Source organism: Leyella stercorea (genome assembly GCF_019052365.1).
GTDB lineage: Bacteria > Bacteroidota > Bacteroidia > Bacteroidales > Bacteroidaceae > Prevotella.
On the sequence record NZ_JAHQUY010000142.1, the window covers coordinates 1 to 2,092 of the forward strand.

Annotated in this window: 2 protein-coding genes; both read left to right on the forward strand. The window is 49.6% G+C overall.

What is annotated here, in order from left to right; translation table 11 throughout:
- Positions 1-384 precede the first annotated feature (384 nt).
- Positions 385-1,566 carry a phosphoribosylaminoimidazolecarboxamide formyltransferase gene (locus KTQ90_RS13115; RefSeq protein ID WP_217318800.1) on the forward strand — a complete coding sequence of 394 codons (1,182 nt, stop codon included), beginning with the start codon at positions 385-387 and terminating at the stop codon, positions 1,564-1,566.
- 114 nt (positions 1,567-1,680) lie between these two features.
- On the forward strand, positions 1,681-1,884 hold the full coding sequence (locus KTQ90_RS13120; RefSeq protein WP_022157941.1) for a hypothetical protein: 204 nt from the start codon (positions 1,681-1,683) through the stop codon (positions 1,882-1,884).
- Positions 1,885-2,092: the final 208 nt, after the last annotated feature.

Consider the following 2,092-nt stretch of genomic DNA (forward strand, 5'->3'; position numbering starts at 1 on the left):
TAAGGGGAGTAACGGATATAAAGTTCTTTCTTTTCAGACTTACAAAGCTATATGCATAATCCCCCTGGTTTATCGGGTGAGCCATATTTTCTAAGAACACATACTTCTTGGTTGGTGTAGTTCTTGTACTGGTAAGCGGCAAAGCTGAATGTGGTCAAAGACGGGCTTTCAATGCGATTACCGCAGATTGGAAATACGATTACCGCGTAGCAAAACTACCATTACCGCATTGCGGAAACAGAAGTACCACGCTGCGGTAATCCTTTGCCAACATCACCTTTGATTTCTCTTCGCATTGAAAATAATGCAGTTAAAAGCGCAGAATTTAGTCGAAAAGTAGTAATTTTGCAGTTGGAAATGATTTCTCATTCTTATAATTACTATATGAAAGAATTAGCACTCAAGTACGGATGCAATCCGAACCAGAAGCCTTCACGCATTTACATGGAAGAAGGCGAACTCCCCATCGAAGTACTCAACGGTCGTCCTGGCTACATCAACTTCCTCGACGCGCTCAACTCTTGGCAGCTCGTTAAGGAGCTGAAGGCTGCCACAGGTCTGCCCGCTGCAGCATCGTTCAAGCACGTATCGCCTGCCGGAGCCGCTGTAGGTCTGCCTCTTAGCGACACGCTGAAGAAGATATACTTCGTTGACGACGTGAAAATGGAACTTTCGCCGATTGCATGTGCGTATGCCCGTGCACGCGGTGCCGACCGCATGAGCTCTTACGGCGACTTCGTAGCGCTCAGCGACACCTGCGACGTTGCTACAGCTACACTCATCAAGCGCGAGGTGAGCGACGGCGTAATCGCTCCCGACTTCACCGACGAGGCGCTCGAGATTCTCCGTGCAAAACGCAAGGGTACATATAACGTAATAAAGATAGACCCGAACTACGTGCCGGCTCCCGTCGAGCACAAGCAGGTGTTCGGCGTAACGTTCGAGCAGGGACGCAACGAGGTGCGCCTCGACGACCCAGCTTTGTTCGAGAACATACCTACAAAGTCGAAGAACTTCACCGAGGAGGCTATCCGCGACCTCATTATCTCGCTCATCACACTGAAGTACACACAGTCGAACTCTGTATGCTACGTGAAGGACGGTCAGGCTATCGGCATCGGCGCCGGACAGCAGAGCCGCATCCACTGCACACGCCTCGCAGGCAACAAGGCAGACATCTGGTGGCTGCGCCAGCACCCGAAGGTGATGAACCTCCCGTTCGTTGACGGCATCCGCCGCGCCGACCGCGACAACACCATCGACGTTTACATCTCTGAGGACCACGACGACGTGCTGCGCGACGGCACATGGCAGCTCTTCTTCAAGGAGAAGCCAGAGGTGCTCACAATGGAGGAGAAGAAGGCATGGATAGCAGAGAACCGCGGCGTAGCGCTCGGCTCAGACGCGTTCTTCCCGTTCGGCGACAACATCGAGCGTGCGCACAAGAGCGGCGTAGAGTACATTGCTCAGGCAGGCGGTTCGGTACGCGACGACAATGTTATTGATACCTGCGACAAGTATGGCATCACAATGGCGTTCACAGGTGTGCGCCTCTTCCATCATTAATCTGATGGGTTGAAGTGGTGAGAGGTTGAGATGTTGATGTGTTGATACGTTGAGATGTTGATGTGTTGAGATTTCTCACCCGATAAACAATTAGAATAACCAATAAAGATAGATATGAGCAAAGGTGACGATATTGACGCAATCATTGCCAATGGCATTTCATGGGGCCGTGGCGGAGCGTCGAACAGAAAAGATGATGACGGCAAAGTCAAGACCAAGGCAAAGAAGAAGAAATACATCACTGGTGCCCATGGTAGTGGTTCGGCACGGCAGAAAGCGAAGTATCGCGAGCAGCGTGCCAACAGAAACAAGAAGTAAATCGTAAACTGCGATATTCGGAAAAGAAGTGTGTTGAGCCAGCATTGGCTTGACACACTTCTTTTTGTGTTACATAGAGGTGAAAAGGTCGAACGAAATGACACTTTCGGGCGAAGAAAGTACGTATTTTTTATAAGTGATTGAGAATGAGACAAGTTTTTATCTCATAAAAAGAAGAGGTTACGAATTAGAAATAAACAGAATGTAG